The sequence below is a fragment of the Rhizobium sp. BK313 genome (assembly GCF_014193655.1).
Taxonomy (GTDB): Bacteria; Pseudomonadota; Alphaproteobacteria; order Rhizobiales; family Rhizobiaceae; genus Rhizobium.
Genome location: NZ_JACHZQ010000001.1, coordinates 762,390 through 775,764 on the forward strand (window position 1 = coordinate 762,390; position 13,375 = coordinate 775,764).

Below are 13,375 nucleotides of genomic sequence, written 5' to 3' on the forward strand. Positions count from 1 at the left end.
GTCCCTCCATGATTCTCTCCATCCCCTTTTTGTCGCGGCGCCCCACGCCGTGATTGAGTGCCTATTATTTTGTCTGGTTGACGGAGGAGGCCGCAGCTACGCCCAACTCATTTTCACAATGACGCGATCAACAAAACGCAGATGTCGCTGATGAAAATTCTTAAGTTTCATAAGGACAAAATTACCACGGGCGAGCTTGGCCCCCTCGTTCCCCGAGCCACCTAAATCAGGCACCCGATACAACGACGCTATCCGGTTTCGCCGAAATTATAAGTTGCCCGAAGGGCGTATCGTCGGTGGGATGGGGCGGCAAAAGAGGGGAAGACCATCAATCTTTTGCATGAGTCGATGTTCGAATCTCGTTGGTTTTACGGCGTGCAATCGCATAAAACGGAGGTATTATCCTCTTCATAAATCATGGATTTCGATTATGCCCGCCAAGCTCTCCGTGAACCTCAATGCCATCGCCATGTTGCGCAACAGGCGCGATCTTCCCTGGCCAAGCGTCACCGGGCTCGGACGGGTCGCACTTGCCGCTGGCGCCAGCGGCCTGACGGTGCATCCGCGGCCCGATCAGCGGCATGTCCGCTTCTCCGATCTGCCCGAAATCCGGGCGCTGATCGATGATGAGTTTCCAGAGGCGGAGTTCAACATCGAAGGCTATCCGACCGACGAGTTCTTCGATCTCTGCGCCAGCGTCGAGCCGGAGCAGGTGACGCTGGTGCCCGACGATCCGTCGCAGGCAACCTCGGATCACGGTTGGGATTTCCGCAAAAATCATAACCTGCTTGCCGACGTCATTGCCAAATACAAGAAGATTGGCTGCCGCGTTTCGCTGTTTGCCGATGGCGACGGCGATGTGGAGGCCGTGAAGATCGCCAAAGCGATCGGTGCCGATCGCATCGAGCTCTACACCGGCCCCTATGGCGGCTGCTATGACGCGCCGGAGCGGGCTGCCGTCATTCTCGATGGTCTCGGCAAGACTGCGGACGCGGCACTTGCCAACGGCCTTGCCGTCAATGCCGGTCATGATCTGACGGTCGCGAATTTGCCGGCCCTGCTCAAGCGCATTCCGGCGCTCGCCGAAGCTTCCATCGGCCACGGCCTAACCGCAGACGCGTTGGAATACGGCATGGCAGAAACGGTGCGGCGGTTCCGCCGGGCATGTGGACAGGCGGTTTGACGGAATGAAAAGGCCCGCCGCTGCTGCGCGCCGGGCCTACGTATATCCCAAAAGTTAGTGGGTTAGCGCCGCCTTATGCGCTTCGACGAAGCTGCGCAGCGTCTGCGGTTCCTTGCCGGTCAGCTTGTTGAAGTCGTTCGTCAGGATGTTGAAATTGCCGGCGCGGGTGTTGGCGTCGGCGGAGACGAGCATGTCGACGACGAATTTCGGCAGGCCGGCGCCGGTCAGGCCGGCCGCGAACTGTTCGTCATTGACCTGCACGACTTCCAGCGGGCGGCCGGTGATCTTGCTGACGACGCTAGCTACGTCCTCGATGGTCACCGCGGTCGAGCCGGTCAGCGTGTAGATGGCGTTTTCCGTTGTGTCGGAAGCCAAGGCTGCGGCAATGGCCAGCGCGCAATCCTCGCGGCTGATGTTGCTGAGGCGGCCGCCGCCGGTCGCGGTGTACCAGTTGCCGGCTTCCAGGCTATGCGGCAGACCCATCAGGTAATTGTCGAAATACCAGGCGTTCCGCAGGATCGTGTAACCGATGCCGCTTGCCTTGATGGCGTTCTCCGTGCCGAGATGATCGGGCGCGAAGGTGACCAGGGAATTATCCGGTGCCGGCATCGAGGTATAGAGGATATGCTTGACGCCAGCCTTCTTTGCGGCCTCAACGGCGGCCGTGTGCTGCTTCATGCGCTGACCGGGGACGGCGAGCGCGTCGGTGCTGATAATCAACAGGCGATCGACGCCGGCGAAAGCGGCCGGCAGGGTGGCGGCGTCATCGAAATCGGCCTTGCGGGTGACGACGCCCTTGGCGGCGAGACTTGCCAGCTTCTCCGGGCTGCGGGTGGCGGCAATGATGCGCCCGGGCGCAACCTTGTATGTCTCCAGCAGGTGATGAATGACGCGCTGGCCGAGTTGGCCCGCGGCGCCGGTGACGAGAAGGGTGCTGCTCATGTCTTTATCCTTATTCTACCGCCGCGGACTTGCAGAGGTTTTACCGCTCTCAAAAAGAGACTAGCACTAGAATAGGAATTGACTTCGGCTTGTAAAGGAGGCAGTTTTTCAGCCCTACGTTACCAAAAGGGAACCGACCCGACATGAGCGCCAGCACCGTCGTCAATCTGCGCAACACAGAGAGCCCGCCGCGCGTCGTCGATATCAGCAAACTCGATTTTACGAATTGCCCGGTGCGGGATTTGATTTCGCAGATCGGTGGAAAGTGGTCGGTGTTGTTGTTGGAAGCTTTGGCGCAGCGGCCGTACCGTTTTGGTGAGCTGCGGCGCATGGTGCCTGATATTTCTCAGCGCATGTTGACCCAGACACTGCGCGACCTCCAGCGCGATGGCTATATCGGCCGTGAGGTGTTTCCGACCAAGCCGCCAAGCGTCGAATACCGCATGACCGATCTCGGTCGCTCGCTCTACGGGCCGCTGGCGCAGCTATTGAATTGGGCTGAGGCTAATCACGACGCCGTGCGTAATGCACGCGCCCGCTTCGATCAATCGCAGGACTGAGCCGGCCCGTTAAATCCCCGGCGTTTTACTCCGTTCTACCAGTCGGATTCGGCAGGACTTGCGTGGATCAGGGGCCGGCTGGTCGCCACCGTCGCCAAGGTGCCACCGGCTCCGCAGATCTTGGCGGCGATCGTCTCAGGCACCTTGATCGACCCCTTTGCCGCGGCAGGTTTCAGTGAATGCGACTGGCTGCGGAATGTCGTTCCGCAGCCGTCCTGATCACTTTTGCCGCTCGGTCAGGAAGATGAGCAGCGCTACGACCGGGAAGCAGATGCCGATCCAGGAGGCGAAATTCCAGCCGCCGGTGGCATAGGCCCAGCCGCCGATTGCCGAGCCGAGCGCGCCGCCGGCAAAGAATGTCGCCATGTAGAGACCGTTCAGGCGGCTGCGATGTTCGGCGCTCAGCGCAAAGATCGCGCGTTGGCCGAGCACGAGATTGGTCTGCACGCCGAAATCGAGCAGGATGCCGGAGAGTGTCAATGTCATGAGCGCCAGCAGCGAACCGCTGCCGGAGGCGTGACCGATGAGGAGGGCGACGATGGCGAGCACCATGGCGAAGGCGGTGGCAAGCTTCGTCCAGCCACGATCGGCGACACGGCCGGCAATCGGCGAAGCGACCGCGCCCGCGGCACCAGCCAACGCGAAGAGAGCAATGCCGTTCTGCGTCAGACCGAAGGCCGGGCTTGCAAGCAGCAGCGGCGTCGTCGTCCAGAACAGGCTGAAGGCGCCAAACATGCAGGCTTGATAAAGGGCGCGGCGCTGTAGCACCGGCGTACGCAGCGCGAGATGGCCCATTGACGAGAGCAGTTGGCCATAATGCAACTTGGTGTGGGGAACGCGGGTCGGCAGGACGGCGCGGAGGATAACGGCAAGCCCGAGCATAATACCGGCGGAGAGGATATAGACCGCATGCCAAGAGGAGAGTTCCGACAGGAAGCTCGCCGCTGGACGCGCCAGCATAATGCCGCAAAGCAGGCCGCTCATGACATTGCCGACAACCGCGCCGCGGCTGGCATCCGGCGCCATATGGGCAGCAAACGGCACCAGCACCTGCACTGCGACGGAGGCAAGGCCGATACAGAGCGAGGCAAGCAGGAAAAGTGACGGTGACCAAGCGAAGGCGGCACCGACGAGCGCCACAGCCGAAAGGCCGATCAGCGTCAGCACCAGCCTGCGGTTTTCCAGGAGATCACCGAGCGGGACGATCAACAAGAGACCAAGGCCGTAACCGATCTGCGTCAGCGTCACAATCAAACCGGTTGCCGCCGGCGTGAAGCCGAGCGCCTGGCTGATCGGGCCGGCCAGCGGCTGGCCGTAATAGAGATTGGCGGCCACCAGCCCGCAGGCGGAGGCGAACATGAAGGTCATCAACGGCGAAATGGTCTTTTCGGGGAGCTGAGCGCTCTCCCGTCTGACGACGGTTGCAGGCATGTCTTGATCCTTGATGCGGGCAGGGGAGCGATCTCCCCAAAATTCATGTGAAAAGTCAGTTCAGTAATATCATGGCGGTTTCGGCGACAGCGATCATCTGCTCTCGGGTGCGGCCGGTCTTGCCGATCAGACGCATGCCTTTCATCAGGCAGAGCATCGTGCGAGCCGTGCTCTCCACATCGAGACGGTCCGGCACCGATCCGTCCTCCTGTCCGAGGCGGATCAGATCGATGAGAAACTGTTCGTCAGTGTCGAAGGCGAAGGCGACACGGTAGGCGGCTTCCTCATCGAAAAGAGCGAGCTCGGTGGCACTGCCAACGACAAGGCAACCCTGGCGGCCGACCTCGCCGCTGGACGATTCGGCATAGACCGTCAGCAACTCGCGCAGCTTTTCATAGCCGTTGGGCGCAACGGCGAGGCGTTCGTCCATAAGACCGCGTCGTACCTTGCGATAGCGATTGAAGGTGGCGAGGAAGATGCCGCGTTTATCTCCAAATGCCTTATAGACACTGCCTGCAGTCAGCCCCATAGCCTCGGTCAATTCGCTGATCGAGGCGGCATAATAACCGCGCTCGGAAAAGACCCGCAGTGCCTGATCGAGCGCTGCGTCCATATCGAATTCCCGCGGGCGACCGCGGAGCTTTGGGGAAATATCCAGTGTGTCTGTCGTCATGCACACTGTTTAGGAAATGATCGTTTCCCAATCAAGCGGAATTTTTGCAGCGCAACATAATTGTGATGCGCCATCAGCTGCTTTAGAGGTCCAGCACCCACGTCTGGCCGTTCAATTCCGGCCCGAACATGCGGTGCTTTTCTTCCGAGACGAGCCGGAAACCGGCCTGGACATAGATGCCCCTGGCGGTGTCGAGGATATCGTTCGTCCAGAGCGAAAGCTGACGGTAACCGGCGTTGCGGGCGAAAAGGATGCATTCGCCGACCAGCAGCTTGCCGAGGCCGAGACCTCGCGCCGTCTTGTCGACATAAAGCAGCCGGAGTTTTGCGACCCCGTCGCCGCCATCGGCAATCATGACGGAACCGACATTCAGTCCTCCTCGTTCGACGATCCAGCATTTATCCTTCTGCGGATTGAATTTGGAGAGGAATTGCCCAGCGACCTCTGCGATCAAGCCTTCGAAACGCAGATCCCATCCGAACTCTTCGCAATAGAAGCGCGCCTGACTCTGGACGATCCAGCCGATATCGCCGGGCCGATGGCCTCGGATGATGGCGGCCGGCATGGCATTGGCGCTTGAGCTGAGTGCCGTCTGGATCGTTCGCATCGCGTCGACGACACGTTCAGGCTCACCGACGGCCAGCGCGTCGAAATGTCCGGCGATCTCAGCGCGAGAACGGCGAACGAACTCATGGAACTGCCCCTGTCCCTTGTCGGTGACAGTGATGATCTGGCTGCGCAGATCGTCCGGATCAGGCTTGGTCTCGATCAAGCCGTCTTCGCGAAAGCGTTTGAGAATGCGGCTGAGATAGGCGGGATCGAGATGCAGGTCACGCGTCAATGTCGAGGCGACGACGCCGCCACGCGAGCCGATTTCGAACAATACGCGGACATCGGTCAGGGCGTAAGGGCTATCGAGATAGGCTTTGTTCAAAATGCCGAGGAAACTAGTATAGAAGCGATTGAAGTCGCGGACCGCGTCGATGGTCGCAAGTTCCGTAGTAACAAGCATGAACACCGTCTCCCTACAATATAGGAGACGATGTCCATCATTTGTTGGACTCAGTCAAGTAAATTTGGCTTGATTAGGCGGCCTGGCTAGCGCTTGTCTTTTCCCCGCCGAGAGCGAAATCGACGGCTGTCTGTGCGTGGATCGCGGTGGTATCGAACCCCGGCAGAATCAGCGCGTTCGGGTCAAGGATGAGGCAGATCTCGGTGCAGCCGAGGATGACGCTATCGGCGCCTTCGGCTTTCGCGCGCTCGATGATCGCCATCAGCTTCCGGCGAGACTCCTCCTTGACGATGCCTGCGCAGAGTTCGTTGAAGATGATGTCATGGGTAACGGTTCGGTCTTCAGTGCCCGGCACCATGACCGAGACGCCATTGCGGGCCATGCGGTCGGTGTAGAAGCCGTGTTCCATCGTATAGCGGGTGGCCAGCAGCAGCGGCTTGACGCGACCGGCGGCCTTCAGTGCGGCTGCCGTCTCATCGATGATGTGGATCAGCGGGATGGAGACACGAGCGGCAACTTCGGGAGCGATCAGGTGCATGGTGTTGGTACATATCAGCACGCACTCGGCGCCAGCGGTCTGCAAGCGGTGCGCAGCATCACCGAGACGGGTAGCGGCATCGTCCCAACGTCCGGCCTTCTGCATGGTGACGATCTCTTCGAAATTGACGGAATGCATGAGCACCTCGGCAGAGGCGAGGCCGCCCAGTCTGTCGCGAACCATCTCGTTGATAAGACGATAATAAACCGCCGAACTCTCGAAACTCATGCCGCCGATCAGGCCGATAATGCGCATACTGCTGCTCTCCGTTCTTGATGATGAATAGCAGAATAATGAAACATTTCACCCGCCTCGTGTTTGCAATCTTTGTCGCATATGCGATCTCATCTGCAAAATTTTGCGCAAGCATGTTATTTTGCGCAAAATTGCCGCGCGATGACGGAGATTGCTGCACATGCTTGACGAACGCGACCGGAAGATTCTCGATCTTTTGCAGACCGATGCCGGCATTTCGGTGACCGATCTTGCCGACCGTGTAGCGCTGTCAGTCTCGGCCTGTTCCCGGCGCATCCAGCGGCTGGAAGATAGCGGCCACATCGCTCGGCGCATCGTCGTGCTCGACCGCGAGAAGATGGGCGTACCGACCACGGTCTATGCGCTGATCAAGACTGCGCATCATGCAGACGAGTGGATCGAGGCGTTTCGCAGGGCGATCGGCGATATTCCAGAGATCGTCGAGGCACACCGGCTTACGGGCAATCACGATTATATCTTGAAAATAGTGCTGCCGCGTGTCGAGCATTATGACGTCATTTACAAGAAGATCGTGCGCCGTGTGGAGCTCTTTGACGTTTCGGCGTCGATCTCGATGGAAGTGTTGAAAAGCGGGGTGACGATCCCGGTCAGCTATGCCGAATAGCAATCGATGGCATTTGGCGAGTTCGTTCGCGTGCCCGCACAGGTGCCATGCATAAAAGGTGGTTGCTGGCCATCGTCCTCAACCCTACGTTTGCGAAGCTAAAACAGATACGGGGTGTCGTCATGCAGGATCATCACGTTGTCGTCGTCGGGGGTGGCTTTGGCGGCCTGCAGCTCGTCAACGATCTCAAGGGAGCTCCGGTCCGCATCACGCTGATCGACCGGCGTAACCATCATCTGTTCCAACCCTTGCTCTATCAAGTTGCGACCACCTTGCTCGCCACGTCCGAGATCGCTTGGCCGATCCGAAGCTTCTTCCGCGATCGGCCAGAAGTAACGACGCTGCTGGCGGAGGTCGTCGGCGTAGACAGCCAGGCGCATGTGGTGACACTGCAGGGCGGCGAGACGATAGCATATGACACGCTTGTGCTGGCCACCGGTGCGACCCATGCCTATTTCGGTCATGACGAATGGGAGCCGGTAGCACCGGGGTTGAAGACCCTGGAGGATGCAACGACGATCCGCCGTCGCGTTCTGCTGGCCTTCGAGCAGGCGGAGCTGGAAAGCGATCCCGCGGTCCGCGATGCTCTGTTGAACTTCATCATCGTCGGCGCTGGGCCGACCGGCGTCGAGCTTGCCGGCATCATCGCCGAACTGGCCAGAACGACCCTCCCGAAGGAGTTCCGCAATATCGACACTACCAAGGCAAAGATCATTCTTGTCGAAGCCGGACCGCGCGTACTTCCAAGCTTCGACGAGGGGCTGTCTGCTTACGCTCACAAGGCGCTGGAAAAGCTGGGCGTCGAAGTCCGCACCGGCAAGCCTGTTACATCCTGCACCGAAAAAGGCGTAACGATCGGAGAAACCTTCGTCCAAAGCCGTACGATCGTCTGGGCAGCCGGCGTACAGGCTTCGCCGGCGGCGGAATGGCTGGGCGTTGCCGCCGATCGTGCCGGCCGCGTTGTGGTCGACAAGGAATTGAGGGCGCCTGGCCAGGCGGATATTTTCGTCATCGGTGACACGGCGGCGGTGATGCGCGGGGATGGCAGCTCCGTTCCGGGTATCGCGCCGGCCGCCAAGCAGCAGGGCGCTTACGTCGCCAAGGTGATAAGGGCAAAGCTATCGGGCCAGCCGGCGCCGGGGCCTTTTCACTATCATCATCAGGGAAGTCTCGCCACGATCGGCAAGAGTGCTGCAATCATCGATTTCGGCTGGATCAAACTCAGGGGTTGGATCGCCTGGTGGGTCTGGGGCCTCGCCCATATCTACTTCCTGATCGGCACGCGCTGGCGCTTTGCGGTCGCCTGGAGCTGGCTTTGGATCTACATCAGCCGTCAGCACAGTGCCCGGCTGATCACGCAGAGGGAAACCATGCGCGAGTAATGAGAAAAGGGCGGCACCCGGTAGGACGCCGCCCTTGGCAGGGTTAGGCCAACGAGGCGATATCGATGACGAAGCGATAGCGGACGTCGCTCTTCAGAACGCGTTCATAGGCTTCGTTGACCTGATCGATATTGATTACCTCGATCTCCGAGGCAATGTTGTGCTTGCCGCAGAAATCGAGCATTTCCTGGGTTTCCTTGATCGAACCGATCATGGAGCCAGAGAGGCTGCGGCGGCCGGGGATCAGCGAGAAGGCATGGACCGGGACCGGATGCTCGGGGGCACCGACCACGACCATGCTGCCATCGACCTTCAACAGGCCGAGATAAGCATTCCAGTCGACGGCGATACCGACCGTCATGATGAGAAGGTCGAATGTGCCGGCGAGGGTCTTGAAGGTCTCGGCGTCGCTTGTGGCGTAGTAGTGGTCAGCGCCGAGGCGCAAGCCATCCTCCTTCTTCGACAGCGTCTGGCTGAGAACGGTGACGTCTGCACCCATCGCATGGGCGATCTTGACGCCCATGTGGCCGAGGCCGCCCATGCCGACGATCGCAACTTTCTTGCCGGGACCGGCCTCCCAGTGGTGCAGCGGCGAGTAGAGGGTGATGCCAGCGCAGAGTAGCGGGGCTGCTGCGTCGAGCGGAAGATTTTCGGGGATGGAAAGGACATAGCCTTCCTTGACGACGACCGAATCCGAATAGCCGCCATAAGTAGGTGTCGTGCCGTCGGCTTCGACGTCGTTATAGGTCTGGACTAAGCCCGGCATGTAATGTTCAAGGTCGAGATCGCGGGTGGCGCAAGTCGTGCAGGAATTGACGAAGCAGCCGACGCCAACGCGGTCGCCGACCTTGTACTTAGTCACTTTCGAGCCGACGGCGCTAACGATGCCGGCGATTTCATGGCCAGGCACCATCGGATATCTCGAATTGCCCCATTCGTTGCGGGCCTGGTGAATGTCCGAGTGGCAGATGCCAGCAAATTTGATCGCGATGACGACATCGTCCTCGTTCGGCTCGCGACGTTCGAAGGTGAAGGGAGTGAGCGGCTTGGACGCATCGGTCGCGGCGTAGCCCTTTGCAATAGCCATTGGAGAGTTCCTTTTTGTTAGGATTGGCTTTGGGTGAGGGGTGGAAACTGAGGTGGCCGACTATGCATCCGAAGCGGGCGAGAGCGTTAGAGCGATCCTGCAAGCTTTATGTACGATTCTACGAATCTAAATGAGCAGCTACTCTTCCGAATGGGCGGTCGGTGACCTAGATAAACGTCGACAAGCCCTCAAAAACAGTTGGTTGCGCATGACTCTGCCCTTCAATCCCAATCAGGAACTCGCGTCCATCATTGCCCGTTTCGCCACGCGGGACGGAGAATCGACCACACCGATCGCCAGCCTTACCCTGCACAGGCAATCGATGGAGACACCGTTGGAGCATCGGGCTTACAGACCAGCCTTCTCGGTTGTGGTTCAAGGACGTAAGAGCCTGACGATCGGTGCGGATACCTACCATTACGGCGCTGGCCACTACGTCCTGACAGCGCTCGACCTTCCCGTTTCGACGCAGATCACCGGTGTTGCCAATGAAGCGCCCTATCTTTGCATGGCTATGGCGCTCGAAAGTGAGCGTCTGAACGAGCTGTTGTCGCGCGTCAGCATTCCGCGTGAGGCAATGACAGCGGAAGGCATGCGCGGATTGGCGGTGAATGAGGCGTCGCCGGAGCTGCTCGACGCTACATTGCGGCTGCTGAGACTGCTTGACCGGCCGGACGATATTCCCGCCATGGCGCCGCTGATCGAACAGGAAATCCTCTATCGTCTGCTGAGCGGTTCGGACGGGCCGCGGCTGCTGCAGATCGCCATGGCGGAGAGCCAGAGCAATAAGGTGGCCCGGGCCGTCGCTTGGCTTCGCGGCAATTTCGCCCAGCCGCTGCGCATTGAAGAGCTGGCTGAACGCGTCGGCATGAGCGTTTCCTCGCTGCATCATCATTTCAAGGCCGTAACCGCCATGACGCCGATGCAATATCAGAAACAGCTCCGTCTGCACGAGGCGCGGCGATTGATGATCGTCGAGCAGTTGGATGTCGGGTCCGCCGGACATCGCGTCGGCTATCAGAGCCCGTCGCAGTTCAGCCGCGAATACAGCCGGCTTTACGGCCTGCCGCCGCTGAGGGATGTTGAAAGCATGCGGAACTCGGTCGCCGCGGAATAATCCACTCGTCTTATTGATGCGGTGCAGCAACGATTTCTGCTTGACGCTTACCTCGCCCTCAGTCATAACACGCTACGAACCGTACCGTACGGTACGCATTTGGGAGTGGCCACCGTGCTTAGCGAAGCAGGACAGTCGAGCGAGTTTTCGCCGCGTCAGAACGCCGTTCTGGAGCAGGCGTTGCGGTTGCTCGTCGATGGCGGCGAAAAGGCGCTGACGACTTCGGGCGTTGCGCGCGCCGCCAATTGCTCGAAGGAAAGTCTCTATAAATGGTTTGGCGACCGCGATGGTCTGCTGTCGGCAATGATCGCCTATCAGGCGAGCAAGGTGCGTACTTTCGAGCGCAACGGCGAGCGGCTGACGGCTGCGAGCCTGCATGATCATCTCGTCATTTTCGCCCGCGATCTTCTGGAAGTCCTAGCCGGCGACGTGTCGCTGGCGTTGAATCGTTTGGCGATTGGCCAATCGAACCGCGACGGCTCGAAGCTCGGCAAGCTTCTGCTCGAGCGCGGCCGCCGGCAGATCGACCGGCGCGCCAGCGGGCTGATCGACGCCGGCAAGCGGGCAGGGCTGTTGCGGTTCATGGATGCCGACGAGGCGTATCATACGCTTTATGGGCTCATTGTTTCCGACCTGCACGTGCGCATGCTGCTCGGCGAGCCCGGTTTGAAGGATACCAGCCGTCAGGCGGAGAAGGCGGTCAGTGCCTTCCTCAGGCTCTACGGCACGGAAAAGGTTTTGGCGGAAGCGGCAGCGACCGTCTGAAGAATTTACCCAACGTTAGGCAAGCAAAGGGAAGGAAAAACTATGCGCGTCTATTACGATCGTGATGCCGATCTCAATCTCATCAAGTCCAAGAAGGTCGCTGTTATCGGCTATGGTTCTCAGGGCCGTGCCCATGCGCTCAACCTCAAGGACAGCGGCGCACAGAATGTTGCGATTGCGCTGAAGGCTGGTTCGCCCACCGTCAAGAAGGCCGAAGCCGATGGCTTCAAGGTCATGACCGTTGCCGAAGCCGCTGCCTGGGCCGACCTGATGATGATGGCGACCCCGGACGAACTGCAGGCCGACATCTACAAGGCCGACATCGCTCCGAACATTCGTGACGGCGCTGCCATTGCCTTTGCCCATGGTCTCAACGTTCACTTCGGCCTGATCGAGCCGAAAGCTTCGGTCGACGTCGTCATGATCGCGCCGAAGGGCCCGGGCCACACGGTTCGCGGCGAATATCAGAAGGGCGGCGGCGTTCCCTGCCTCGTTGCCGTTCATCAGAACGCCTCCGGCAATGCCCTTGAGCTCGCGCTTTCCTACGCCTGCGGCGTTGGCGGCGGCCGTTCGGGCATCATCGAAACCAACTTCCGCGAAGAGTGCGAAACCGACCTCTTCGGCGAACAGGTCGTTCTCTGCGGCGGTCTCGTCGAGCTGATCCGCGCCGGTTTCGAAACCCTGGTCGAAGCCGGTTATGCACCGGAAATGGCCTATTTCGAGTGCCTGCATGAAGTGAAGCTGATCGTCGACCTGATCTATGAAGGCGGCATCGCCAACATGAACTACTCGATCTCCAACACCGCTGAATGGGGCGAATACGTCTCCGGCCCGCGCATCATCACGGCAGAAACCAAGGCTGAAATGAAGCGCGTCCTGAAGGACATCCAGACCGGTAAGTTCACTTCGGAATGGATGCAGGAATATCGTTCGGGTGCTGCCCGCTTCAAGGGTATCCGCCGCAACAACGACAGCCACCAGATCGAAGAAGTCGGCGCCAAGCTGCGCGGCATGATGCCTTGGATCGGCAAGAACAAGCTGGTCGACAAGGCTGTCAACTAAGCCTCTTTGAGCCGATAGCTTAATGAGAGGGCCGGGGAAGGAGACTTCCTCGGCCCTGAGCATTTCAGGACGTGTCTTATGGCTCAAGTAGCTGATCGAGTGCTTTTCCTGGCTCTCATCCGCAGCCATTTCGTCGGTTTACCGTCGTAGCCGCCGCCATCTGTTTCATTGAGTGAAATGTCCTTCCACCCGGTCGAGATGAGCAGATCGTTAAGCCAGTCGGCCGAGAGGTAGTTGTAGTATCGGCCGAAGCTGTCGTAACCCTCGGTGTCTCCGGCTTTGAAGCTGGCGTGAAATATGCCGCTGGTCTTCAATGCCTTGCGGATTCGGTTGAATATCCCTGGAAGATCCGATCGTCGCACATGCAGCAGGGACGCTTCGGCCCAAATGCCGTCGTAGATTTGATCGTCCTCCAGCTCTTCGAACCTGCGGGCGATTACCGGCTTTCCGATCAGCTTTTCCGCCTGCTGCGCCATTTCCGGCGAACCATCCGTTGGAGTGACGTTGAAGCCGCGAGAGATCATGTAGGCTGCGTCCTGACCGCCGCCGCAGCCAAGTTCGAGAATCGATGCGCCGGCAGGAAGAGCATTCAGGAAGGCGTCGAGCCGGCGCTGCGGCAGACTCCGGTCGCGCACCGCATAGACGGCCGCGTTCTGATCGTAGAATTGTGTATCTGACGAGTCCATATTGGCGAAACTCCATGGGCGAATGATGATTTTACCTCGGCCGCCTGACGCCGGGAT

At 59.6% G+C, this 13,375-nt stretch carries 14 protein-coding genes and 1 pseudogene; 8 read left to right on the plus strand and 7 right to left on the minus strand.

All coding sequences use genetic code 11. The features are described 5' to 3' along the window. The first annotated feature begins 430 nt into the window (after nt 1-430). Nucleotides 431-1,183 (plus strand): pyridoxine 5'-phosphate synthase, encoded by a 753-nt coding sequence (locus tag FHT86_RS03610; protein WP_133705567.1) that lies wholly within the window; start codon nt 431-433, stop codon nt 1,181-1,183. A 54-nt stretch (nt 1,184-1,237) separates the two neighbouring features. Here FHT86_RS03610 and FHT86_RS03615 read toward each other — a convergent pair whose 3' ends face one another. After that, entirely contained in the window at nt 1,238-2,125 is an 888-nt protein-coding gene (locus FHT86_RS03615; RefSeq protein ID WP_133705568.1) for an SDR family oxidoreductase, read from the minus strand. Between the two features lie 143 nt (nt 2,126-2,268). On the opposite strand from FHT86_RS03615, the gene FHT86_RS03620 reads away from it, so the two are divergent. After that, nucleotides 2,269-2,685 carry a winged helix-turn-helix transcriptional regulator gene (locus FHT86_RS03620; protein WP_133705569.1) on the plus strand — a complete coding sequence of 139 codons (417 nt, stop codon included), beginning with the start codon at nt 2,269-2,271 and terminating at the stop codon, nt 2,683-2,685. Between the two features lie 24 nt (nt 2,686-2,709). After that, nucleotides 2,710-2,904: pseudogene (locus FHT86_RS37725) on the plus strand (FAD-dependent monooxygenase); the annotation flags it as partial. On the opposite strand, the gene FHT86_RS03625 reads toward FHT86_RS37725, so the two are convergent. The 4 genes from FHT86_RS03625 to FHT86_RS03640 form a co-directional block, all read right to left on the minus strand. After that, nucleotides 2,905-4,116, minus strand: coding sequence for an MFS transporter (locus FHT86_RS03625; protein ID WP_133705570.1), 1,212 nt, complete (start codon nt 4,114-4,116; stop codon nt 2,905-2,907). A gap of 55 nt (nt 4,117-4,171) precedes the next feature. Continuing rightward, nucleotides 4,172-4,789: a TetR/AcrR family transcriptional regulator gene (locus FHT86_RS03630; RefSeq protein WP_133705571.1), complete on the minus strand. Its 618-nt coding sequence runs from the start codon at nt 4,787-4,789 to the stop codon at nt 4,172-4,174. 82 nt (nt 4,790-4,871) lie between these two features. After that, complete coding sequence (locus FHT86_RS03635; protein WP_133705572.1) at nt 4,872-5,801, minus strand: MarR family winged helix-turn-helix transcriptional regulator; 930 nt, start codon at nt 5,799-5,801, stop codon at nt 4,872-4,874. 73 nt (nt 5,802-5,874) lie between these two features. After that, nucleotides 5,875-6,594: an aspartate/glutamate racemase family protein gene (locus FHT86_RS03640; RefSeq protein WP_133705573.1), complete on the minus strand. Its 720-nt coding sequence runs from the start codon at nt 6,592-6,594 to the stop codon at nt 5,875-5,877. Between the two features lie 160 nt (nt 6,595-6,754). On the opposite strand from FHT86_RS03640, the gene FHT86_RS03645 reads away from it, so the two are divergent. Together FHT86_RS03645 and FHT86_RS03650 are read left to right on the plus strand one after the other, a co-directional pair. Beyond that, nucleotides 6,755-7,219 (plus strand): Lrp/AsnC family transcriptional regulator, encoded by a 465-nt coding sequence (locus FHT86_RS03645; protein WP_133705574.1) that lies wholly within the window; start codon nt 6,755-6,757, stop codon nt 7,217-7,219. A gap of 122 nt (nt 7,220-7,341) precedes the next feature. Next, complete coding sequence (locus tag FHT86_RS03650) at nt 7,342-8,601, plus strand: NAD(P)/FAD-dependent oxidoreductase (protein ID WP_133705575.1); 1,260 nt, start codon at nt 7,342-7,344, stop codon at nt 8,599-8,601. A gap of 43 nt (nt 8,602-8,644) precedes the next feature. On the opposite strand, the gene FHT86_RS03655 is transcribed toward FHT86_RS03650, so the two are convergent. Next, nucleotides 8,645-9,688, minus strand: a complete 1,044-nt coding sequence (locus FHT86_RS03655; RefSeq protein ID WP_133705576.1) for an NAD(P)-dependent alcohol dehydrogenase — start codon at nt 9,686-9,688, stop codon at nt 8,645-8,647. Nucleotides 9,689-9,896: 208 nt separating this feature from the next. On the opposite strand from FHT86_RS03655, the gene FHT86_RS03660 reads away from it, so the two are divergent. From FHT86_RS03660 to ilvC, 3 genes are all read left to right on the plus strand, one after another. Beyond that, nucleotides 9,897-10,805: an AraC family transcriptional regulator gene (locus FHT86_RS03660; RefSeq protein WP_133705577.1), complete on the plus strand. Its 909-nt coding sequence runs from the start codon at nt 9,897-9,899 to the stop codon at nt 10,803-10,805. Nucleotides 10,806-10,919: 114 nt separating this feature from the next. Beyond that, nucleotides 10,920-11,570 (plus strand): TetR/AcrR family transcriptional regulator C-terminal domain-containing protein, encoded by a 651-nt coding sequence (locus FHT86_RS03665; protein ID WP_133705578.1) that lies wholly within the window; start codon nt 10,920-10,922, stop codon nt 11,568-11,570. Between the two features lie 42 nt (nt 11,571-11,612). After that, nucleotides 11,613-12,632: a ketol-acid reductoisomerase gene (ilvC, locus tag FHT86_RS03670; RefSeq protein ID WP_133705579.1), complete on the plus strand. Its 1,020-nt coding sequence runs from the start codon at nt 11,613-11,615 to the stop codon at nt 12,630-12,632. Between the two features lie 83 nt (nt 12,633-12,715). On the opposite strand, the gene FHT86_RS03675 is transcribed toward ilvC, so the two are convergent. Continuing rightward, nucleotides 12,716-13,318, minus strand: coding sequence for a class I SAM-dependent DNA methyltransferase (locus tag FHT86_RS03675; RefSeq protein ID WP_133705580.1), 603 nt, complete (start codon nt 13,316-13,318; stop codon nt 12,716-12,718). Nucleotides 13,319-13,375: the final 57 nt, after the last annotated feature.